Source organism: Polaribacter gangjinensis, assembly GCF_038024125.1.
GTDB lineage: Bacteria > Bacteroidota > Bacteroidia > Flavobacteriales > Flavobacteriaceae > Polaribacter > Polaribacter gangjinensis.
The window spans coordinates 618,415-642,354 of record NZ_CP150662.1; the positions used below are offsets into that span (position 1 = coordinate 618,415).

At 32.1% G+C, this 23,940-nt stretch carries 15 protein-coding genes; 2 read left to right on the top strand and 13 right to left on the bottom strand.

Going from position 1 to position 23,940, the window contains the following annotated elements:
• Positions 1–66 precede the first annotated feature (66 nt).
• Positions 67–7,974 (top strand): collagen-binding domain-containing protein, encoded by a 7,908-nt coding sequence (locus tag WHA43_RS02760; protein ID WP_340828431.1) that lies wholly within the window; start codon positions 67–69, stop codon positions 7,972–7,974.
• A gap of 143 nt (positions 7,975–8,117) precedes the next feature.
• Here the strand turns inward: WHA43_RS02760 and WHA43_RS02765 are convergent, their stop codons facing one another.
• From WHA43_RS02765 to WHA43_RS02820, 12 genes are all read right to left on the bottom strand, one after another.
• Positions 8,118–8,246, bottom strand: coding sequence for a hypothetical protein (locus WHA43_RS02765; RefSeq protein WP_262903996.1), 129 nt, complete (start codon positions 8,244–8,246; stop codon positions 8,118–8,120).
• Positions 8,247–8,429: 183 nt separating this feature from the next.
• On the bottom strand, positions 8,430–9,260 hold the full coding sequence (locus WHA43_RS02770) for a prohibitin family protein (protein ID WP_105045629.1): 831 nt from the start codon (positions 9,258–9,260) through the stop codon (positions 8,430–8,432).
• Positions 9,261–9,292: 32 nt separating this feature from the next.
• Complete coding sequence (locus WHA43_RS02775; protein WP_105045630.1) at positions 9,293–10,210, bottom strand: cation diffusion facilitator family transporter; 918 nt, start codon at positions 10,208–10,210, stop codon at positions 9,293–9,295.
• A 3-nt stretch (positions 10,211–10,213) separates the two neighbouring features.
• Positions 10,214–12,241: a VWA domain-containing protein gene (locus WHA43_RS02780; protein ID WP_226742931.1), complete on the bottom strand. Its 2,028-nt coding sequence runs from the start codon at positions 12,239–12,241 to the stop codon at positions 10,214–10,216.
• 105 nt (positions 12,242–12,346) lie between these two features.
• Positions 12,347–13,093 carry a 3-oxoacyl-[acyl-carrier-protein] reductase gene (gene fabG / locus WHA43_RS02785; RefSeq protein WP_105045631.1) on the bottom strand — a complete coding sequence of 249 codons (747 nt, stop codon included), beginning with the start codon at positions 13,091–13,093 and terminating at the stop codon, positions 12,347–12,349.
• A 97-nt stretch (positions 13,094–13,190) separates the two neighbouring features.
• Positions 13,191–14,066 (bottom strand): succinate--CoA ligase subunit alpha, encoded by an 876-nt coding sequence (gene sucD / locus WHA43_RS02790; RefSeq protein WP_105045632.1) that lies wholly within the window; start codon positions 14,064–14,066, stop codon positions 13,191–13,193.
• 61 nt (positions 14,067–14,127) lie between these two features.
• Positions 14,128–15,021 (bottom strand): UDP-3-O-(3-hydroxymyristoyl)glucosamine N-acyltransferase, encoded by an 894-nt coding sequence (locus tag WHA43_RS02795; RefSeq protein ID WP_394372834.1) that lies wholly within the window; start codon positions 15,019–15,021, stop codon positions 14,128–14,130.
• 97 nt (positions 15,022–15,118) lie between these two features.
• Positions 15,119–15,685 (bottom strand): elongation factor P, encoded by a 567-nt coding sequence (gene efp, locus WHA43_RS02800; RefSeq protein WP_105045634.1) that lies wholly within the window; start codon positions 15,683–15,685, stop codon positions 15,119–15,121.
• Between the two features lie 14 nt (positions 15,686–15,699).
• Positions 15,700–16,485: an acyl-ACP--UDP-N-acetylglucosamine O-acyltransferase gene (gene lpxA, locus WHA43_RS02805; protein ID WP_105045635.1), complete on the bottom strand. Its 786-nt coding sequence runs from the start codon at positions 16,483–16,485 to the stop codon at positions 15,700–15,702.
• Between the two features lie 2 nt (positions 16,486–16,487).
• On the bottom strand, positions 16,488–17,879 hold the full coding sequence (locus WHA43_RS02810; RefSeq protein WP_105045636.1) for a bifunctional UDP-3-O-[3-hydroxymyristoyl] N-acetylglucosamine deacetylase/3-hydroxyacyl-ACP dehydratase: 1,392 nt from the start codon (positions 17,877–17,879) through the stop codon (positions 16,488–16,490).
• Positions 17,876–18,913 carry a UDP-3-O-(3-hydroxymyristoyl)glucosamine N-acyltransferase gene (lpxD, locus tag WHA43_RS02815; protein ID WP_105045637.1) on the bottom strand — a complete coding sequence of 346 codons (1,038 nt, stop codon included), beginning with the start codon at positions 18,911–18,913 and terminating at the stop codon, positions 17,876–17,878. Before lpxD ends, WHA43_RS02810 begins: the two co-directional genes overlap by 4 nt.
• A gap of 45 nt (positions 18,914–18,958) precedes the next feature.
• Positions 18,959–20,170, bottom strand: coding sequence for an HD domain-containing protein (locus WHA43_RS02820; RefSeq protein WP_105047264.1), 1,212 nt, complete (start codon positions 20,168–20,170; stop codon positions 18,959–18,961).
• 140 nt (positions 20,171–20,310) lie between these two features.
• On the opposite strand from WHA43_RS02820, the gene WHA43_RS02825 reads away from it, so the two are divergent.
• Positions 20,311–21,858: a bifunctional response regulator/alkaline phosphatase family protein gene (locus WHA43_RS02825; protein ID WP_105045638.1), complete on the top strand. Its 1,548-nt coding sequence runs from the start codon at positions 20,311–20,313 to the stop codon at positions 21,856–21,858.
• A 284-nt stretch (positions 21,859–22,142) separates the two neighbouring features.
• Here WHA43_RS02825 and WHA43_RS02830 read toward each other — a convergent pair whose 3' ends face one another.
• Positions 22,143–23,834 (bottom strand): T9SS type A sorting domain-containing protein, encoded by a 1,692-nt coding sequence (locus WHA43_RS02830; protein ID WP_105045639.1) that lies wholly within the window; start codon positions 23,832–23,834, stop codon positions 22,143–22,145.
• Between the last annotated feature and the right edge of the window lie 106 nt (positions 23,835–23,940).

Below are 23,940 nucleotides of genomic sequence, written 5' to 3' on the forward strand. Positions count from 1 at the left end.
ATTTAATCATTTATTCAATTTAGAATAAATAATTAAATTAAAAATACAACCCACATCACCCCTATTATGAAAAATATAGAAAAAAATATTATGGACAAAAAACGAATAAAAATAACTGCACTAATTGCAAGCTTTTTTATTTATGCTGGAATTTTTTCACAAAGCCCTACAAGTCCTGCATTAGGATTTAATGTTTTTGTAGAAAATAATGCAACTTTAAATACCAATGAATCTGAAGGATCAATTGCTATTGGTGGAGATTTAATTTTAAGAGGAAATTATAGAGTTTCTATCCATGATTGCGGAGAATATACAGTTGGAGGATTAAAAATAGGCCTTTTAGTGGATGGAAAAATTGATTTTGGAGCAAGTTCAAACGGTCAACTATATGTAAATAGCAACTATTACGCTAAAATAGGTGATGGAACAGGATCGAAAGTATGGTATACTGACCAAAACAATGCTACTTCGCCAATTCGTATCACACAAACTAATAATTATAACTCGTCAACACGAGTTATGCTACAAGCAAACGCTACAACTTTAGGAAATGTTAGTGCTTCTAATAATCCTGTAATTGAAAGTAATTTGATTGATTTTTCAGCTGCTTTTCAAGCAATGAGATCTTCATCATCAAATATTGCACAAAATGTAAATAATGCACAATTAACAAATCCAAATGGTCAAACTATTCCAAATACAAATCTTCCAAATCAAGTAAAAATAAATTTACAAAATGGTATCAATTATTTGAATGTAACTGGAGCTGATTTAAATAACGTTAGTGTTTTTACATATAACAATCAACCTAGTGCTACAAAAATTTTAGTGATAAATGTTGATGCATCCGGTACTTTTAATTGGAATGTTTGGAATCAAGCAGGTGTAGGAATTCAGAATGCACCATATATATTGTATAACTTTTACAATACAACTCAATTAAATATCAATGGAAACTCAACCATAGAAGGAACTGTTTTTGCGCCTTTTGCTGATATCAACAAAACGGTAAACCAATCAAACATTGAAGGACAAATAATTGGAAAGTCGATTGTTCATTCTGGTGGTGAAATGCATTGTGCTAAATTTGATACAACTATTCCTCCTTTTACTCCTGATTGTGGTATTGAAAAAACAAATGGTGGAGGATTTTCTACAAAAGTAACCTCTGTAGTTAATAATGGTGGAAGTTACACTATCGAAATTTTAGTTTCTCATGATGGCTGTGGAGGACCAAGTTGTAAAGAATTGAGTCATTTTTCTGTGAAAGCAGCACCAGGTTCTTATTCAAATGTATCTTGGGCTAAAGTTACGGGCGGAAATATTTCTGGTAATATTGCTTTGTCATTGGGTAATAACGATCCTTTTGACGGATTTAAATTAGACAATGTAAGTGGAATTGGTGATGGACAAGCAGGTTCATTTAAAATGACATATACTTTAACTTCATTACAACAACAAGACTTTTTGGCAAAAGCTGGAAATAACTACACCCAAATAGCTTCATTTAGTATTGCTGATTTCCAAACAATTATGAATTGTCAAGGACCATCATGTGATACCGCAAACAATACAACATCCAATATTTCAATTTCAGAAAACGAAACCAAAACATTAATTGGAAATCCAGCTGGTGGAACTTGGTCAATTGTTTCTGGAGGTGGAACTATCAATGGTAATATTTATACTCCTGCTGATGTTAATAACAATACTGATGTAACAATCAGATATACCATAGCTGCTGATGGAAGTTGCCCAGCAACTACAAGCGATGTTACTTTTACAGTAACTCCTATTTGTACAACTGCAAGTAATACAACAACTGCAGATGCAATTATAGAAAACGAAACCAAAACATTAATTGGAAGTCCTGCTGGTGGAACATGGTCTATTGTTTCTGGAGGTGGAACTATTAGTGGTAATACCTATACTCCTGCTGACATCAATAATAATACTGATGTGACAATCAGATATACCATAGCTGCTGATGGAAGTTGCCCTGCAACTACAAGTGATGTTACTTTTACAGTGACTCCTGTTTGTGAGAATATTGCAGAAAATACGACTTCAACAGCTTCTATAACTGAAGGAGAAACAAAAGAACTAACTTCAAATACTGAATCAGCACCATCATCAACTATAGAGGTAAATGTTGATGGTTTTACATTGGGACAAAATCCACAACCTGCAAGAGTATTGCAATCTGGTGAAGTATTGCGTATTACTGGAGATGGGTATTATAATGGTACGATTACTGTTAGAAGTGGTGCACATTTAGTAGTATGTGGATCAGTAACTATTTACGGATCTTTGGCAATAGATAATGGAGGCCATTATTGGAAAACAAGCTCTTCAGGTATTACTGGTTCTTTTGCAAATAATGGCACAACTCATGAAGGATCAACTAGTTGTCAAAGCGGTACATGGTCAATTGTTACTGGAGGTGGAACTATCAATGGTAATACCTATACTCCTGCTGATGTTAATACCAATACTGATGTAACAATCAGATATACCATTGCTGCTGATGGAAGTTGCCCAGCAACAACAAGTGATGTGACTTTTACTGTAACTCCTATTTGTACAACTGCAAGTAATACAACATCCGCAGATGCAATTGTAGAAAACGAAACCAAAACATTAATTGGAAGTCCTGCTGGAGGAACATGGTCAATTGTTTCTGGTGGCGGAACTATCAATGGAAATATTTACACACCTGCAAATATTACATCAAACAGAAATGTAAAAATTAGATACACAATCGCTGCAGATGGAAGTTGCCCTGCAACTACAAGTGATGTTACTTTTACAGTGACTCCTGTTTGTAATGTTCCTACAAATACAGTTCCTGGAAATCAGACCACTACCGAAAATATTGACAGATTTAGTCTTAATGGAGTTCGAGTTTCAGATCCTCTTGGAAATCCATTAACAGTAAGAGTTACAGTAACAAATGGAACCTTGAGTGTTATTGTTAGAATTAGTGGAGGAAGAAATTTACCAACTCAAAATGGTCCTGGGGATATAACTATTACTGGCTCTGCAAACGAAATTAATGGGTATTTAAGTACTTTATCTTATACACCTAATCCAAATTTTTCAGGTACAGACACATTTACAATTACATCTTATGCAAATTGTAATTCTGCTGCCACTGATGTTGATTCATTTGATATTATTGTTTCACCAAATTGTATTATTGCTAACAATACAACTACTACTGATTCTATTGACGAAAACCAAACTAAAACACTAACAGCAACTCCTGCTGGAGGAACTTGGTCAATCGTTACAGGTGGAGGAACTATTAATGGAAATATTTATACTCCAGCTGATATTAATAGCAATACTGATGTAACAATTAGATATACCATTGCTGCTGATGGAAGTTGCCCAGCAACTACAAGTGATGTTACTTTTACAGTAACTCCTGTTTGTACAACTGCAAGTAATACAACATCTGCAGATGCAATTGTAGAAAACGAAACCAAAACATTAATTGGAAGTCCTGCTGGAGGAACTTGGACTATTGTTTCTGGAGGTGGAACAATCAGTGGTAATACCTATACTCCTACTGATGTTAATACCAATACTGATGTAACAATCAGATATACCATTGCTGCTGATGGAAGTTGCCCTGCAACTACAAGTGATGTTACTTTTACAGTGACTCCAATAGTTAATATTCCTGAGGTTTCGCAAGACTTTGAGTCAGGAGATCGCAATATTGAAAGTGCAAATTGTTGGGTATTTGGAGGTTTTTCAATAACAAGTACTGATAAAATTAATGGGAATTTTTCTGCACGTTCTGGTGCAATCAATTCAACAAAAGGTTCATTCTTTTTAAAATCACCTTGGGTAGAATTTACAAATGGAGATATTACTTTTGATATCAAACTAAATAATAATGATGATCAAGAATATTATGTAGAAATTTCAATATATTCTTTTGACCCAACTCATATTAATGGAGAAGGAACTTTAATCTCAAGTTATACGCATACACTGCAAACTCCTCATTCAAACGTTGAAACAGTAAGTTATTCAGTACCATCTAATATTGCAAATGATGGTAATCCATATCGTATTTATTTAAACGTTTATAACCAAAATGGTAACCGCAATAGAAGAGCAATTATTGATGATTGGTCTATTCCTGGCACAAATGTTTCTGTTCCAAGCAATAATTGTTTACCTACAAACTGTGTATTTGCTACAAACAATACAACAACCAGTTCTATTGACGAAAACCAGACTAAATCCTTAACAGCAACTCCTGCTGGTGGAACATGGTCAATTGTCTCTGGTGGCGGAACTATCAATGGAAATATCTATACTCCTGCTGACATCAATAGTAATACTGATGTAACAATCAGATATACAATTGCTACTGTTGGAAATTGCCCAGCAACTACAAGTGATGTTACTTTTTCAGTAACTCCTGTTTGTGCAACTGCAACAAATTCAACTTCAACAGTTTCTATAAATGAATATGAAACAAAAACATTAACTGCTTCTCCTGCTGGTGGAACTTGGTCTATCATTTCTGGTGGAGGAACTATTGATGGAAATATCTATACCCCAGCAAATATCAATACCAATACAGATGTAACCATCAGATATACCATTGCTGCTGATGGAAGTTGTGGAGAAACAACTGCGGATGTTACTTTTACAGTAACACCAATCATCTCTCAACCAAATGAAACATTTTTCCCTTTAGAGCCTGCATTGTGTTTTAACATTTGTGTTGAAAAAGACTTAATTGTTTCTGATGCAAGTGTTGTAGGTGCTGTAGCAGTTGGTGGTGATTTAACTATTAATGGTGATTATAGTATATCAACAATTGAATGTGGTTGTTTTGAGGTTGAAAATTTAAAAATCGGACTTATTGTAAATGGTAGAGTAAAATATCCTTTAGACGGAACTAGAAACTCGGGAGTTGTTCGCATTGAAAATGCCAATCAATATGTAAAAATTGGTGATGATAATAACGAATCAATCTCTTGGTTTAAAGACCCTCAAAATGCTCCTGCTCCAATCAGAATTACACCAAGCAGAACTTATGATGTAAATTCATACATTCAATTAACAGGAACTTCACCAAGTTTGGGCGTGGATGCAAATAACAATCCAATCTTTGAAGAGAATTTGGTTGACTTTGGTAGTATGTTTCAACAACTAAGAACAAATTCTTTAAGTTTATCTCAAAATCCTCACAATTCAACATTAAAAGATAACAATAACAATTTAATCAGTAATGTTGGATTACCTGCAAGTGTTCAAATTTCATTTAATGATGGTGTAAATTACCTAAACATTTCTGGTGCAGATTTAAATGCTGTTCAAAATTTTACTGCTCAAAACAGTACTTCAACTGATAGATTATTAGTTATAAATGTAGATGCACCTGGAGATTTTGATTGGAATATTTGGTCTCAAAATGGATTTGCTCCTCAAGATGCTACCAATATTATTTATAATTTTTACAACACAACTACTTTAACAATTTTAGGTACAAATTCAATTTTTGGAACAATCTTAGCTCCTAATGCTGATATCATTAGACCTGCTATTAATCAACCAAAATCTGGAGTTTCTAGCAAATCAAACTCAGCAAACCAAGGTACAATACTAGGGCAAATCGTAGGAAAATCATTAACCCAAAACTCTGGAACTGTTGATTGTTCTAAATTCGAGACTTCTGTTTCATCCTTAAAATCTGGAACAGGAACTGCTCCTATTGCTGAATTTACAGTAGACAACACCACAAATTGTTTAGAAGGAAATGAATTTAATTTTACAAATACTTCTAATACAAATGGCGTACTTCAACCTAATGATCCAATAACATACTTATGGAATTTTGGTGATGGAACAACAAGCACATTAATGAATCCTACCAAAACCTATGCGGGTTATGGAACATTTACAGTTACTCTTACAGCAACAAATACTTTTGGTTCCAATTCAACAAGTACTCAAGTTGTTGTTTTGCAACCTATCAATCACCCTACTGTAACGCAAAGTGTAACAAACACAGGCAATGGTTCAATCACAAGAGAATTCACCATCACCAATGCTACTTATTTTGACAGCTTTGAATGGTCTTTGGATGGTGGTGTAACTATGGTTCAGCAAAACCAAAATCCGGCCGTGTTCACTTTTGATACTGCTGGAACTTACACTGTTTCTGTTTTCGGAACTAAAGATGGTTGTTCTAGAGCTCTTGATATTTCGGTTTCTGTAGCTTCTGCCGAAGTTACCACTGGTAATGCGGGTGGTGTAGAATCTGAAAGTTTAGGTGATGCCATTTCTAAAATTTATGTAAATCGTAAGAAAAATAGCATTCCTACTGAGTTTGTAAAATCTGAAGAGAATCTTTACAACAAAGCAAAACTAAAACAAGCTCAACCTTATCAAGGTAAAGGTCAAACCATGTTAGACATGTTCCCAACTCAATTAGTTGCTGGAAACATTGCAAACGTTACCTCTCCTACCGATATTTTAGATTACACTATTGCTGATGAAGTACTCTCTGTGGATTTCTCTGTTGATGGAAAAACCAAAGGAGTTGTATTGGGTATCAAAACTTCTGATAAAGTCTATAACCACACCAAAGCTTCTTGTGATCGTTTGCGTGGTGCTGAAATCTTGACAGTTCAATCTGTTCAATTAGAAGGCTACAACTTCTTGATGCAAGCCATCAAACAACGAAGTGGTGTTGTAGAGCATGCTATTTCATTCGCTGTTGCTAAAAACAATAATGATGACAATTATAGCATTCAAACAAATTGGTATGTGAATCACTACACCAAGTTCAATGACATGTACAACTTCCAAGTGTGGGCTACAAATCCTGAGGATACTCAAAAATTAGTGAAAGATATTTTAGCAAACTTACAATCATTCATTCCTGTGACTCAAAACGAAAAACACAGAATGCCTAGAACCTATGCTGCAAAAGTATCGAGAGTGGCCAATCATTTAGTATTAAAATTGAGAAGTGACAAAGGTACAATTGGTGGTGAAATTGAAATGGAAGAAAAATATTCTGAAACTGCTGGAAACATAAAACAACGTTACAATCCTATCAATGCTAAAACTGAACAAACTGTGTTGATTGACATCAAAGATGCTTATGAATATGATGGTTTGATCAAAGTAAATGGTCAAATTGAAGATGCCTTCTATCATGCTGATGGTAACTGGGGATTGGATTTCGATTCAAAATACACCAAAATTGAGCGTCATCAAATCACCAATAATTTTGACAGAATTTACAACGAAGATGAATTAGCAATCAACAGAAATGTGGAAATCAAAGCGACTAGTGATTACGATTACTTAACCATCTACAAATCTTTATTGCCTGGAACATTATCTGATGATTATACTCAATACAAATACTTAGCATTTACTGCTAAAGGTAGTGGTTTGATTGAATTAGGTTTGATCAAAGCTTCTATCGAAGATTGGAAACAGCAATACAGAGTGATGGTTGATTTATCAAAAGAAGAGCAAACGTATTATGTGCCTTTTGATATTTACACATCAACTGGTACTCAAGATAAGATTGTGGCTGATGATTTAACAACATTAACCTTCACATTCTTGCCTGTAGAAGCTCAAACCAAAGATTTGGATTTGACAATTTCGAATGTGAAATTTGTGAAAATGGCTGGCTCTGATGGTATCACTGTTGAAAAACAAGAGGTTTTTGAAAACGAATTGATGGCGTATCCAAATCCATCAAAAGGGAATGTAAACCTTATGTTATTCAGTAAAACGGATACCAATGCTACCATTACTTTGACGGATGTTACTGGAAAAACAATTCACAAATCAACTACCGATTTAACTATTGGTAAAAATGAATTGGAATTCAACTTTAATGTAAAAGCAGGTATTTATTTACTTAAAGTGTCTAGTAGTGAAGCTACGTATGGTACTACCAAAATTATTTTTAGATAATTAATCTTAATTTTAAAACAAAAAAAGACTGCCCAAATTGGGCAGTCTTTTTTTTTGATATTATTGAAACCTAAAGAAAAAGAAAAGAGTCAAAAGGATTGCTTTTGACTCTTTCCAACTATTAAAAACTAACTAACCAATAACTAAAATACCGTTGTAATGTATTTGTAGTTATATTTTCTTCTTGCATTCCAAAAACTTCTTTTGTAATTGAAAATTTCGCTTGAATTATTCTTCTTTTCTTCTTTAATTTTTATGTCTGTTGTATTCATGACTTTTTATTTTATTTACTCTTATAGGACGCTTACATTTCAAATTCGTTACGAAACGAAATACTGTTTAACAAACTTTTAAGAGTTAGAAAGTTCCGATTAAGATTTAAAAAAAATCAATTTACATCAAAAAAAAAGTTCAGCAAATGCTGAACTTTCTTGGTATAAATAAGTATTTATTTCTTATTGATTTCCTAGAATAATGGGCAAACCATCTTTTCCTGAACCAATAACAATTACCTTGCTATTCTCAGAACCTGCTAATTTTAAAGTAGCTTCAATTCCTTTTTCTTGTAAAATTTTATCAGTTAAAGAAGCACTTAAAATTTGATTTGCTTTTGCTTTACCTTCTGCATCAATTTGTTGTCTTTCTGCTTCTTTTTTGGCTTTAGCAATTCTAAATTCATATTCTAAAGATTCTTGCTCTTGTTTTAACTTTGTTTCGATTGCATTTTTAATGGTTGTTGGTAATTTTACATCTTTCACCAAAACTCTTTTCACCCTTAAATACTGATCTTTTAAAATGATTTGAACTTCATCTAAAATTTCTTGTTCAATAACATCTCTTTTACTTGAATACAATTGCTCAGGTGTATAACGCCCAACAACACTTCTTGCAGCTGCATTTATAGCAGGATCAAGCAATTCGCGTTCATAATCCTCTCCTTTTGTTTTAATTAGTAATCCTAAATTATTGTATTCAGGTTCATACCAAATTGTACCATTCACTCGTACTTCTAATCCGTTAATAGAGAGTACATTCATTTCATCAGAAACTGATTGCTGACGCACTTTTCTTATAATCATTCTGTTCCATGGAGCTACAATTTGAAATCCTTCGCCATAGGTTTTCTCAGTATTAATACCATCTCCAAAACGTTCAAATACGACTCCACCTTCACCAGGACCAATGGTTACGGTAGATTTTGAAAATACAATCAATAACACAACTAAAAGGACAATTGTAAAAATACCGCCCTTAGGAAAATTAAATTCTATTGGTTTATTTGCCATCATTTATTTTTTTATTTTTTCAAATTTACAATTTATAAAGTGGAATTACAATCTATGTTTTCATAAAATTCTGAGATGTCTACTTCTAATGTTACGTGTTCTATTTGAAACTCATCATGCAAAAGTGTACGAATATCTGCTTTTAAAACTGCAACATCTTCCCATAATGTAACAGAATTCTCCACAATCAATTGGGCTGAAAAAACATTGTATTCTCCATCCATAGTCCATAAATGACAATCAAGTACTTCTTTAATATGTTTATTTTCTAATAATTTTACTTTGATTTCATCAACTGAAATTTCTAAAGGAGCGCCTTGTAATAAAATTCGAAAACTTTCTTTGCCGTTTTTAAATACATTATACAGCACATAAAACGCAATCAAAATTGATAAAATTGGATCTAAAATCGGGATTTCATAAAACTGCATGATGATACTTGCAACCAAAATGGCAACCCAACCCAACACATCTTCAAACAAATGCAATGCCACTACTCTTTCGTTGATAGAAGTTCCCTTTCTGAGTTTTAAAACAGCTGCACCATTGATGATAATTCCTAAAAAAGCAAACCACATCATGCCTTTTGCATCCGAAGCTTCGGGAGTAATAATTCTTGGGATGGATTTCACAATCACCAAAATAGAACCAATAAAAAGAACTGTAGAATTGATCAATGCTCCTAACAATGAAAATCGCTGAAAACCGTAAGAGTAAGTTTTTGTAGCTTTTTTCTTCGCTATTTTTTGAAAATACCAAGCCATTCCCAAACTAACGCTATCTCCTAAATCATGCACAGCATCTGACATGATTGCCATACTATTGGTATAAAATCCGCCAATAAATTCGATAATTGTAAAAAATGTATTCAGCAAAAAAGCAACTCCTATATTTTCAGAGGATGAAGAATGATGTGAATGCGAATGCGAGTGTGAGTGATGATGTCCCATACATTAAATTTTACCAATATATTTTCTAATAAACCATTCTAAAGTTAAAAATCCAATGATTACAAACAACACCCATTTCCAATCTATGATTTCTTGCTCTTTGATAGATGCCTTTTGGATGGTATAAAAAGACTCATTTTTAGAAAGATCTTGCAATAAATCATCAAATTGATTTTTATAATACACTTTTCCGCCTGAATTTGTCGCTATTTTTTCTAGTTTCTCTAAATTAGCTCTTGTAAATTGCTCTTCAATATTATAATCAGAAATTACAAATTGTCCTGATTTTGATAAATTATGACCCAATACTGTTACTGTATAATTATAAACTCCAGATGCTAAATTTTCAATCGCAACTTGATAAGCATTATTGAGTAATGAAAACGGAAATTTTGAAACTATTTTTGTTGTTTCATTGGTAATTGTAATTTCAAGAGAAGCTCTTGGATCAAATTTATACGTTTTATCTAAGTAAAATGCTGAAATATTGATGGTTGAATTTGCCGTATATAAACTTTCAGCATTCACTTCTAACCGATTTCTTTTTTTGTTGGATGCTAAAAAACTTACCAAATTCCCTACAAAAGCATCAAATTCTTCAAATGAATTGTTATTTAAAAAACTAGCTGCTCTCCACTTCCAAATTCCCTCTCCAAACAAGGTCGCAAATTTATGAGACTCATTATCAACAATTGCTAACAGTGGAACTTTTGTTTGAATTCCGTTGATATTTTGAAACAACAATGTTTGATATTCCTTATTAAAATATACTTCACCAAAACGATCTTTTAACGGAGGAAAATCATCAAAACCAATATTTTCTTGCAATAGAGTAGCAAACGAAGTATTGAAAGTGGCACCGTAATTTTCAGTTTGATTGATGGCCTTTTTTTGAAAACCTAATTGTTGTGCATTTACAAAATTCCAATCAGTATTTACACCCGATATAAACAAATAAGGTATTTTTTCAGCAGTGATTTCAGTGAGAATATTTTTAAAAGCATTCGTAACCTGATACAATATAATCAACTGAAAATCATTTATTTGGTTTTTAAAATCAGTAACTAATGAAATTGTCGCTTTTCGTTGTTTGTTACTTTCAATGGCTTTTTTTAGAACTCCCAAATCTGGATGTAAAACAGATGAAACAATCAATACATTGGTTTGCTCATCAATCACTTCTACCGTAAAATCTTTGGTATTGTTTTTCGTATTTTTTTCATTGTTAATTATTCGCAAAGAGGTGTTGTAAAAGTGAATTCCTTTTGCAGTAGATTCAATGTTGGTTGAAATAGTTTCTGATTTTTTTTGAGCAGAAAACGAAACATTTTTACTAAAGATTGTTTTTCCTTTGGATGAAATCGTAAAAACGGATGTCACATTCTCATTTCCTTCATAATTTAGCAAAACTTCAACAGGAAATTGATTTCCTAAAAAACTGTATTTATTGGCATTAATTTGAGAGATTTTAATATCGGCATAAGTGGTTGTATCCCCAAAAACAATTGGATAAATAGGCTGTTTAGAATTCAGAAATTCATAATCTAAACCAATATTTTGGTTGCCATCTGTTAATAAAACTACAGGCGCAATTTTGCTGGAATTCAGTTTGTTGGTTGCTGAAATTGCCTCAAAAATATTGGTTTCATTTTCAGAAAACGTCAAGCTATCTTGGAGTTGCAACGTTTTTCCAAATTGAAACTTTTGAATGTCAAATTTGTCTTTGATAACAGAATTATCAGAAATATTTTCTTGAAATGCTAAAATATTTTTAGTTTCATCAAAAAAAGCAATGGAAGATGAATTGTCTGTTACTATTGATAAAACCGGTTTTTCATTTTGATAAACTTCGTTTTCAATACTCGGATTAATGAATAAAGATAAGAGCAAAAACAAACTTAGCGTTCTCAAAATCAATAGGAAAGGTGTGAATTGATGTTTGCTTTTTTCTTTATAATAATACTGAAAATAGGCTATTGAAAAACTCAATACCAATGCTAAAAAAAGTAGAAAAATGACAGTTGTTTGCAAAAGTTTGATTTTAGTGGAAAGATATAAATATCATTGTGAAAAGAAAAACCTGCAACGCTATTTGTTGCAGGTTTTTACAAAGTATCTTTATTAAAAAAGTATTTGTTAGGTTAACATTCCACCATCTACAGAAAGTGTTTGACCTGTAATGTACGAACTCATGTCAGATGCTAAGAAAACACAAGCATTTGCAATATCTTCAGGCTGTCCTCCTCTTTTTAAAGGAATAGAATCACGCCAACCTTGCACGGTTTTTTCATCTAATTTATCGGTCATTTCAGTTTCAATAAATCCAGGAGCAATCACATTGCTACGTACATTTCTTGAGCCTAATTCCAAAGCAACTGATTTTGAAAAACCAATAATTCCTGCTTTAGAAGCTGCATAATTTGCTTGACCAGCATTTCCTTTCAAACCAACAACAGAACTCATATTGATGATAGAGCCACTTCGTTGTTTCATCATAGGACGAATTACTGCTTTTGTTAAATTGAAAACCGATTTTAAATTAATTTCAATAACAGAATCAAAATCTTGCTCTGAAATTCGCATTAACAAATTGTCTTTGGTAATTCCGGCATTGTTTACTAAAATATCAACGGTTCCAAATTCAGCCAATACATTGTTTACCAATTCTTGAGCAGCATCAAAATTTGCAGCATTAGATTGATATCCTTTAGCAGAAACCCCAAAAGATTTCAATTCATTTTCTAATGCAGTTGCAGCATCAACAGACGAACTGTAAGTAAATACCACATTGGCACCCTGTTTGGCAAATTCTATCGCAATTCCTCTTCCAATTCCTCTTGTAGCTCCTGTAATGATGGCCGTTTTGTTTTCTAGTAGTTTCATGATTATTGATTATTTTAACAATACAAATATAGTATAAAATCAAAATCCGAGAAGTTTTAAATTTCTCGGATTTTGTATGAATTAAAAAATTGAATTTTTATTTTTTCAATACACTTGCAACCATGGCTCCGATTTTAGCTGGAGAACTCACAACGTGAATTCCGTTTTCCGCCAAAATTTTCATCTTTGCTTGTGCTGTATCATCTGCACCCCCAACAATTGCTCCTGCATGTCCCATAGTTCTTCCTGATGGAGCAGTTTGACCTGCTATAAATCCAACTACAGGTTTTCTATTTCCATCAGCTTTAATCCATTTCGCAGCTTCTGCTTCTAAATTTCCACCAATTTCACCAATCATAACGATTGCATGCGTTTCATCATCATTCATCAACAATTCAACAGCTTCTTTGGTAGTTGTGCCAATAATTGGGTCTCCTCCAATTCCAATAGCTGTAGAAATTCCAAAGCCTTGTTTTACTACTTGATCAGCAGCTTCATAAGTTAATGTTCCTGATTTTGAAACGATTCCGATGTTTCCTTTTTTGAAAATAAATCCTGGCATGATCCCTACTTTTGCTTCATCAGGAGTAATAACACCTGGACAATTTGGGCCAATCAATCTGCAGTCTTTGTTTGCTATATATGCTTTTACTTTTACCATGTCTGCTGTAGGAATTCCTTCAGTAATACAAATAATTACTTTGATACCGGCTTCAGCAGCTTCCATAATAGCATCAGCAGCAAAAGCTGGTGGCACAAAAATGATAGATGTATCAGCAGCAGCCTTATCTACAGCTTCTTTCACGGTATTAAAAACTGGCTTCCCTAAGTGTTCTTGACCGCCTTTTCCTGGAGTTACACCTCCAACAACATTGGTTCCATAATCAATCATTTGACCAGCGTGAAAAGTACCTTCACTACCTGTAAAACCTTGAACAATAATTTTTGAATTTTTATTTACTAAAACACTCATGGTTTGTTATTTTATTTTGTGGTGCAAAAATAGTTCTTTGTAAGTTTTTAAAAAAACCTTTTTATAAAATCTTTCTATCTTTTAAAAGCATTTTAACAGCAGCCATTTCTTTCAATTTTTCTCTTGATTCTGCAATTGGAGTTCCAAAGTAAGTTTTACCTCCAGCAATTGATTTAGTAACTCCTGTTTGACCTAAAATAATTGCACCTTTTCCAATTGTAATCCCACTATTTGTTCCAACTTGTCCCCAAATGGTAACTTCATCTTCAATGATTACACAACCTGCGATTCCGGTTTGAGAGGCAATCAAACATTTTTTTCCAATAATAGTGTCATGACCAACATGCACTTGATTGTCAATTTTTGTTCCTTCTTTGATGGTAGTATCACCTGTTACTCCTTTATCAATAGTGCAAGAAGCCCCAATATCAACAAAATCCTCAATCACTACTCTACCTCCTGAAATGAGTTTATCAAAACCTGAAGGACGTTTTTTATAATAAAAAGCATCTGCACCCAAAACTGAATTTGCATGTATGGTAACATTATTTCCAATAACTGAATTGTCATAAATGGAAACATTGGGATGAATCACACAATTTTTACCAATTTTTACATTATTTCCTATAAAAACATTGGGTTGAATGATGGTATTTTCACCAATAATTGCAGAGTCTGCAATACTATTTTTTGAAGCAATAAAAGGATTGAAATGAATAGTTAATTTGTTAAAATCACGAAAAGGATCGTCTGAAATTAACAAAGCTTTTCCTTCAGGACAATCTACCAATTTATTGATCAAAACAACAGTTGCAGCTGAATTTAAGGCTTTGTCATAATACTTTGGATGATCTACAAAAACAATATCACCTTCACGTACAACATGAATTTCATTCATGCCTTTTATCGGGAAATTTTCATCTCCAATAAATTGACATTGAAGTACTTGAGACACTTCTTTTAAAGTATGAGTTCTATTAAAATCCAAAGTGAAATTTTGTTTGAGTGGTTAAAAAAATTGAATTAAAATCAAGAGAAAAAGTAGTAAAAAACTACTCTTTCATTCGCTCTTGATATGTTCCTTTTGCAGTTTCAATTTTTATTTTATCTCCTTCATTGATAAATAAAGGCACATTTACAATTGCACCCGTTTCAACAGTAGCAGGTTTTGTTGCATTGGTAGCTGTATTTCCTTTTACACCTGGCTCTGTATGAATTACTTCTAAAATAACACTTAAAGGCATGTCAACAGAAAGTGGCATGTTATCTTCAGTATTGATAATGATTGTTACAACTTCTCCTTCTTTCATCAATTCAGGAACATCTAAAGCGCTTTTTGGCAATTGAATTTGTGTGTAATCTTCTTCATTCATAAAGAAATAGGTATCACCTTCATTGTATAAATACTGAAATTTGTGCGTTTCTACACGTACATCTTCAATTTTTCTACCAGCAGGAAAAGTATTGTCTATTACTTTTCCATTGGTAACACTTTTTAGTTTTGTTCTAACAAAAGCAGGACCTTTTCCTGGTTTTACGTGTAAAAATTCAATAATTTTATAAATATCGTTGTTATATCTTATGCATAATCCGTTTCTGATATCTGAAGTAGTTGCCATTACATATGTATTTATTAATTTATTTTTAAGTATCCTTTCATAATTCCACGATGTGATTCTTTGATGAATTGTATAATTTCATCACGCTCAGGAGTAGCCTCCATTTCAGCTTCAATAATATCAATCGCTTGTGAATAATTGTAATTTTTTTGGAATAAAATTCTGTATATATCCTGAATTTCTCTGATTTTTTCTGTTGAGTACCCTCTTCTTCTTAAACCAACTGAATTGATTCCCACATACGAAAGTGGTTCTCTAGCAGCTTTTACATAAGGAGGAACGTCTTTTCGAACCAATGAACCTCCAGTAACAAAAGCATGTTTTCCAATAGAAGCAAATTGATGTACGGCAACCATTCCTGCTAAAACTACGTTATCACCCACAGTTACATGTCCTGCTAAAGTGGTGTTATTAGAAAAAATGGTGTTATTACCCACCAAACAATCGTGGGCAATATGACAGTAAGCCATAATCAAACAATTATTTCCTACAACAGTTTTCATTCTGTCTTTTGTACCTCTGTTGATGGTAACACACTCGCGAATTGTAACGTTGTCGCCAATTTCTACAGTAGTTTCTTCGTCATCAAATTTTAAATCTTGAGGAATTGCTGAGATGATTGCTCCTGGAAAAATTCTGCAATTATTTCCAATTCTAGCTCCTTCCATGATGGTCACGTTTGATCCAATCCAAGTTCCAGATCCAATAACCACATTATTATGAATGGTTGTAAAGGGTTCAATAACCACATTTCTGGCTATTTTTGCTTGGGGGTGAACGTACGCTAATGGTTGATTCATAGTTATTTTATTTTTGAAATTTGAGCCATCAATTCTGCTTCAGCAACCAATTTTCCGTTGGCATACGCATAAGCTTGCATGTGACAAATGCCTCTCCTAATTGGAGTAATTAAATCACATTTAAAAATCAAGGTATCTCCTGGTAATACTTTTTGTTTGAATTTTACGTTGTCCATTTTCATAAAATAGGTCAAGTAATTTTCAGGATCAGGCACTGTACTAAGTACTAAAATTCCTCCACATTGCGCCATGGCTTCTACTTGTAAAACTCCAGGCATAACAGGTGCTCCTGGAAAGTGACCTACAAAAAACCCTTCATTTATAGTTACGTTTTTCATTCCAACCACATGACTTTCAGATAATTCAATAATTCTATCAATCAATAAAAATGGTGGCCTGTGTGGTAAAATATCCATAATTTGATGGATATCTAATAAAGGTGGTTCGTTTAAATCGTATTGAGGAACATTATTTCGTTTGTCTAATTTTATCAATTTTGATAACTTTTTAGCAAACTGAGTGTTTACAAAATGACCTGGTTTATTGGCAATTACTTTTCCACGAATTCGCATACCTACCAGAGCCAAATCTCCAATAACATCTAACAATTTATGACGCGCTGCCTCATTTGCCCAATGCAATGTTAGGTTGTCTAAAATTCCGTTTGGTTTTACAGAAATTTTATCTTTTTTAAATGCTGATTTTAGCTTTTGCATGGTGCTATCAGACAATTCTTTGTCAACATATACAATTGCATTGTTTAAATCACCTCCTTTTATCAAATCTTTTTCAAGTAACATTTCAATTTCATGCAAAAAACTAAATGTTCTTGCGGCCGAAATTTCAGTTTTAAAATCAGAAATTGTATCTAAGGTAGCATTTTGAGTACCTAGAATTTTAGTGCCAAAATCAACCATTGTGGTTATTTGATACTCATCAGAAGGCATTAAAATAATTTCACTTCCTGTTTCTTCGTCTTTATAAGAAATGATTTCTTTAACAATATACTCTTCTATTTGAGCATTTTGCTCTTGAATTCCAGCTTTTTCAATGGCTTCAACAAAGAATTTTGAGGAACCATCCATAATTGGAGGTTCAGAAGCATTGATTTCGATAATCAAATTATCAATATCCAAACCAACTGCAGCTGCTAAAACGTGCTCTGATGTTTGAATTTGAACCCCATTTTTCTCGAGGTTTGTGCCTCTTTGTGTGTTTACAACATATTCAGCTCTGGCTTCAATTACAGGTTTTCCTTCCAAATCTACTCTCACAAATGCAAATCCGTGATTGATTGGAGCTGGTTTTAAAGTCATAGTTACGTTGTTTCCTGTGTGTAATCCTACACCTGACAACGATATTTCTGATTGAATTGTTTTTTGCTTTTTACTCATTCTTTTTTATTTTGAGCTTTCCATTCCTTTTCTAAATTATTTACTGTGGCTGCAATCTTAGGTAAATTTCTAAAATACACGTAACTTTTATTAAAATCTCCATAGCCAAAAGCAGGCGATCCTTGCACTACTTCATTGTCTTTTAGATTTTTAGAAATACCTGATTGTGCTTGAATTTTTACACCATTTCCAATGGTCAAATGCCCAACAATACCTACTTGCCCTCCAATCATACAGTTTTCACCGATTTTTGTAGACCCTGCAACACCTGTTTGTGCGGCAATTACGGTATTTTTTCCAATTTCAACATTGTGTGCAATTTGAATTTGATTGTCTAATTTTACACCTTGTCTGATGATTGTTGAACCAAGAGTGGCTCTATCAATAGTGGCTCCTGCTCCAATATCCACATAATCCTCAATAATTACGTTTCCAATTTGAGGAACTGCTACATAATTTCCATCAGCATTTGGCGCAAATCCAAATCCATCTGAACCAATTGTACAGTTTGAATGAATTTTGCAATGGTTTCCAATCTGAGTTTCAGAATAAATTTTTACGCCTGAATGAAACACGCAATAATCACCAATGACTGTATTATCACCAATATAACAATTGGGATAAATTTTTACATTGTTGCCAATTTTTACATTTTCTCCAATATAGGTAAAGGCTCCAATGTATTCATTTTCACCAATTGTGGCAGAATTAGAAATGAAATTCGGAGTTTCTCTTCCCAATTTATTATTCTTTACTTCGTTGTAAAATTCAAGAAGTTTTGAAAAAGATTTGTAGGCATTTTCTACTTTAATCAACGTAACTTTTAAGTCTTTTTCAGGCTGAAAAGTATTATTTACAATCGCAATAGAAGCATTTGTAGTGTATAAATACGGTTGATATTTTGGATTAGACAAAAAGGTTAATGAGCCTTTTTCTCCTTCTTCAATTTTCGACAATTTAAAAACCTCTTCTTCAGGATTTCCAAAGACTTCACCGTCTAAAATTGCTGCTATTTGTTGTGCTGTAAATTTCATTAACTGCAAAAGTATAAAAATTATCGTTATTGGACTACAACCAATTTATTTTGGATAACAAATAATGTGTTTAACAACCGGTTTTGTCAATGCTTGCAAATTCAATTGATCTGATGCTTTTGCAATATCGCTTAATTTTCCTTTTTTATTGATGATAAGAATTGGCTTTTCTGATGTATATGCTTGATTTTTAATTTCTTGAGTAAAAACAAAATACGTAATTTCGGTTTCTGTTAGTTCAAGTTTATCTTGAAATTTTTTCATCTTTTTGCTAACATAAGCTTCACTAAAACGCTCACTTTGCATTTCTACTTTCAACAATTTACGTTCTACAATCATTTTAGAAAGTGTTGACAATACGTTATCTTCATGATGAACCCATTCTTTGATGGATAATAAAATGTCATAATCATCTAATTTTGAGAACATTTCTAAGGTATTCTCATTGAAATTATCCTTATTAATTCTATTGTATAAAAAATAGGCAAAAGCATTACTTGCAAATAAATCTACGCCGTTTTCAGCCAATTCTTTGGCTCGTTTTAGCACATTAACCAGCATGTTTTCTGCGACTAAACCTGTTTTGTGTAAATATACTTGCCAATACATTAAACGTCTGGCAATCAAGAACTTTTCTACAGAATAAATCCCTTTTTGCTCAATAACCAATTCGTCATTAGCAACATCCATCATGACAATCAATCTGTCTGATGAAATATTTCCTTCTGTAACTCCAGTATAAAAACTATCGCGTTTTAAATAATCTAATCTATCTATATCCAATTGACTACTAATCAATTGACATAAAAATTTACGCGGATATTTTCCTTCAAAAATTTCTATTGCCAAACTAAGTTTTCCATCAAACTTTTTATTTAGTTTTTGCATGAATTGCAAGGAAATTTCTTCGTGCGAAACTCCATTTACAATACTGTGCTCTAGTGCATGCGAAAAAGGTCCATGACCAATATCGTGCAATAAAATAGCGATATATAAAGCGTTTTCTTCTTCTTCAGAAATTTCAATTTGCTTAAAACGCAACACTCTCACTGCTTTTTGCATCAAATAAATACATCCCAAAGCATGGTGAAAACGCGTGTGAATGGCTCCAGGATATACTAAACTGGACAAACCCATTTGCGCAATTCTTCGTAAACGTTGAAAATACGCATCTTCCATTATATCAAAAACTAATGAATTCGGAATTTGGATAAATCCGTAAATTGGGTCATTTAATATTTTTAATTTGTTTGGCATTTTTATGGCAAAATTGATGATTTTATCAATTGCCGGCAAATTACGAACAATTTTATTTTTGGCAATATTTTATCATTTTAAAACGGATTTCAAGCAACAAAACTGTACTTTTAACGTTCAAATTTAAATTTTGAATACAGATGAGTGATATACACATTTTATGGGTTGATGATGAAATTGAATTGTTAAAACCTCATATTCTTTTTTTAGAACGAAAAAATTATAAAGTAACTACTTGTACTAATGGTGCTGATACTATTGATTTGGTTGATAGCATTAATTTTGATATTGTTTTTTTAGATGAAAATATGCCAGGTTTATCTGGTTTAGATACACTTGCCGAAATCAAACAAAAGCAAGGAAATTTGCCTGTGGTAATGATTACCAAAAGCGAAGAAGAATATATCATGGAAGAAGCCATTGGCTCTAAAATTGCTGATTATTTGATAAAACCTGTAAACCCAAATCAGATTTTATTGACATTGAAAAAAAACCTTGATCATTCACGTTTAATTTCAGAAAAAACAACCTCCAATTATCAACAAGAATTTCGAAAAATTTCTATGGATTTAGCCATGGTAAATAGTTATGAAGATTGGATCGAATTGTATAAAAAATTGATTCACTGGGAATTAGAATTAGAAAATATCAGTGATCCTGGCATGTTGGGCATTTTAGAAAGTCAAAAACAAGAGGCTAATACACAGTTTTTTAAGTTCATCAAGAAGAATTACGAAGATTTCTTGACATCCAATGACAAACCTACTTTTTCACATACACTTTTTAAAGATTTTATTGTTCCTGAAATAAACAAAAAACAAGGAGTTGTTTGGGTGGTAATTGACAATTTACGCTATGATCAATATCGAATTTTAGAACCTTTGATAAATAATCATCATAAAAAGGAACAAGAATATTCGTACTTTTCGATTTTACCAACTGCAACTCAATATGCTAGAAATGCCATTTTTTCGGGTTTGATGCCATCAGAAATGGAAAAACGTTATCCAAAATATTGGAAAAATGACGGAGATGAAGGAGGCATGAATTTATTTGAAAATGAGTTTTTAACCGAACAAATCAAACGTTTAGGTTTGGATATTCAGCACCAATATTTTAAAATATCTTCTCTTAAAAGTGGAAAAGAATTGGCTGATAATTTCAACGGCACTAAACAAAATGATTTGACAACTATCGTATATAATTTTGTGGATATTTTATCACATTCAAAAACTGAAATGGAAGTGATCAAAGAATTATCTGGAGATGATAAAGCTTATAGAAGTTTAACACTCAGTTGGTTTAAAAACTCACCATTGTTTGAAATTATTCAAAAAGTACAACAATTAGGACAAAAATTAATCATCACCACAGATCATGGAACGATTAATTGTAAAAATCCGACCAAAGTAATTGGAGATAAAAATATAAGTTCGAATTTACGCTATAAAACTGGCAGAAGTTTAACTTATGAAGAAAAAGATGTGTATGCTGTTCGCAATCCAAAAGATATTTTTTTACCAACAGTTGCCATGAACAGTCCTTTTATTTTTGCAAAAGAAGACTTGTTTTTTGCATATCCAAACAACTTTAATCATTTTGTAAATTATTATAAAAACACTTATCAACATGGGGGAATTTCATTGGAAGAAATGATTATTCCTTGTGTGGTGTATAGTCCGAAATAAATTAATTTTAAAAAAATGGGGTAAAATGTTTTACACATTTATACCCCAAAAAAATCCCCCAAAACTATAGTCGAAAAGAAATTAGAAAGTGACAAATTATTATAAAGTATAAAACGAAAATTAACAATTCAAGTTTATATTTAGTTATAATTCTTTTTATTGATAATTATATATTTCATTTTATCACCTTAAATATCAAATACATAAGTCAATTTTAACATCTTTTCGAATTTATTTTACCTTTTCTTTCCATTATTTTTTTTATTAAAAATTGATTTTCATTTTTAATATTTGATAAATTTTTTAATAACTTGTTGATTATCAATAGAAGCTTTTAAAAAATATATTCCTGAATTCAATTTTGTTACATCAATTTTATTGAATGTATTTGATTGTCCTGATTGAAGAACTTTACCTTGAATCGAATAAATTTGATATGAGAAATAATTAGAGTTTGTTGTAACATTCAAATAATTTTTTGTTGGATTTGGAAATATTTTAAAACTTGACTCCAAATAATCGTTACTACTCAAGGTATTGTCTGTAAATCTTTGATAAAAAATATCATAATTACCATTTGAAGTAACATTTTGAACAGCAGAATCAGGGTTTAAATCTACAGTCGATTTAAAATCACCAAAAGTATAAACAGAAGTTCCGTTTACTAAAATAGCTTTCCCAATATTGTAATCAAAACCACTTACAGCTTTTGCAAAACCGAAAGTTGTATTACTATTAATTTTCACAAAATACGCATCATAACTTCCTGGACTAACCAATACATTTTGAGGAGAATTTATATCAAAATCAGCAGATCCTGAAAACTGTCCACTAACATAAATTGCATCATTTGAATCTAAATATAAATGATAAGGCCAATTTGCAGCATTACCACTAAAACTACCAACAAATCCAAAAACAAAACTATTTGTTAATTTCCAAACAAATGTTCTTGTAGTTCCATTCGCATTTATTTGATTAACAGCACTTCCAGGATTAAAATCAATATTCCCAGAAAAAGCTCCTGTTGAAATTATATTATCATTACTGTCTATTTTTAACGAAACCAAATCACAACTTGTTGTAGGTCTAAGAGTTGTGTAGCTAAGATAATTTCCACCGGAATCTAGCTTTATTAGAAAAACATTTTGTGCTGTTCCATTAGATAAATTTACAGTTGTCATAATTAATGATGATGGACTTGGATCTATGTCAACACTATTAAAAAAGTTTCCTCCAATAAATATATTACTTTGGCTATCTACACCAATGTCATTGATAGTTATGTATGAATTTGTACCTACAGATTGAAACTGTTTAACCCAAATTAATCCACCATTTGATGGATTTATTTTCATTACAAAACCATCAACACCACCTGAAGTAGATAAATTATTTGTTGGACTATCTGGATTAAAATCTACCGTATTTCTAAAAGAACCTGCTAAATAAGGAATATTTACACCATCAAAAACGATTTTTTTTGCAACATCATCTGCAGTACCACCAATAGTTTTGTGATAAGTGTATGTACCTAAATTATTGAGTTTTACATAAAAAATATCTGTTCCACCATTAGAAGTTGAATTATTAGTTCCACTTCCAGGGTTAAAATCTACAGTTGACGTAAAGTTTCCTGCAATTAAAATCCCTGAATTATCTGCAATAACTGAAACTGCTTCATCATCACCAGTGCCACCAAAAGTAATAGCCCAAAGATAATTTCCATCAAAATCGGTTTTTAAAACAAAGACATCTTTTCCTCCTTTTGAAGAAAAATTATTAGTTCCTGAACTTGAATTAAAATCTACAATTCCTTGAAATGAGCCTACTATAAATATTCCTGTTGGATTTTTTGTTACCGAATTTATTGTTTCAATTCCTGTACCACCAATTATTTTACCCCAATCAAAAGTTTGAGCATTTATGGATAAAAAAGAGCAAATAAATAAAAGAAATAGTAATTTGTATTTCATAATTTTCTTGTTTTAATCGTTATAATTCGTCCGAAAATAAATACAAATAAGAACTTTAAAATTTTAGATTTATAGATAGCTTATTTCGTTTAATAGATGTAGTATT